This window comes from Cloacibacillus sp. (assembly GCA_036655895.1).
In the GTDB taxonomy this organism is placed as follows: Bacteria; Synergistota; Synergistia; order Synergistales; family Synergistaceae; genus JAVVPF01.
On sequence record JAVVPF010000151.1, the window covers coordinates 1 to 554 of the forward strand.

The following is a 554-nucleotide window of genomic DNA, read 5'->3' on the forward strand; positions in this document are numbered from 1 at the left end:
CAGCCCGGACGTCATAATTGTCGACCTATGCGAGCCTATAAAGCACGATTTGATAATCCTGGCCAAGATAAGGGAGATGACCTTCGTACCGGTCATCGCCTTTACCTCGCTCGATCTCACGCGCAAAGATGTTTCTGAGATGGGCTTTTATTCTGTCGTGCGCAGGCCGGGGCACGACGATGATAACGACCTAGCTCCGTTTAACAGGATGCTCTACCACATAAGAAACGCCGCGTATTTGAACGCCGCGAAGACCGCGCTTCCCGCGGATAGGAAAAACGCCGTTTTAACGCATCCGACTCATCGAAGGCCCTCTTTTACCAGCTCGATACGGCTCGTCGCGATAGGCGCGTCGGCCGGCGGCACCGAAGCGCTTATGAAGCTCGTTTCAGGCTTTCCCGAAGATATGCCGTGCGTGCTCATCGTGCAGCACATCACAAAAGGTTTTGCCGGGATATTTGCTGAGCACCTTTCTAAAAAGGGCCCCATCTCCGCGCGTGTCGCATTTGACGGCGCGCCCGTCCAGCCAAATATCATCTACGTAGCGCCCGACG

General features: G+C 55.1%; 1 protein-coding gene. It reads left to right on the forward strand.

The window, feature by feature from the left end; all coding sequences use genetic code 11:
• Positions 1-554 (forward strand): chemotaxis protein CheB (locus RRY12_13400; GenBank protein MEG2185666.1); only part of this gene is annotated, 554 nt, incomplete at both ends.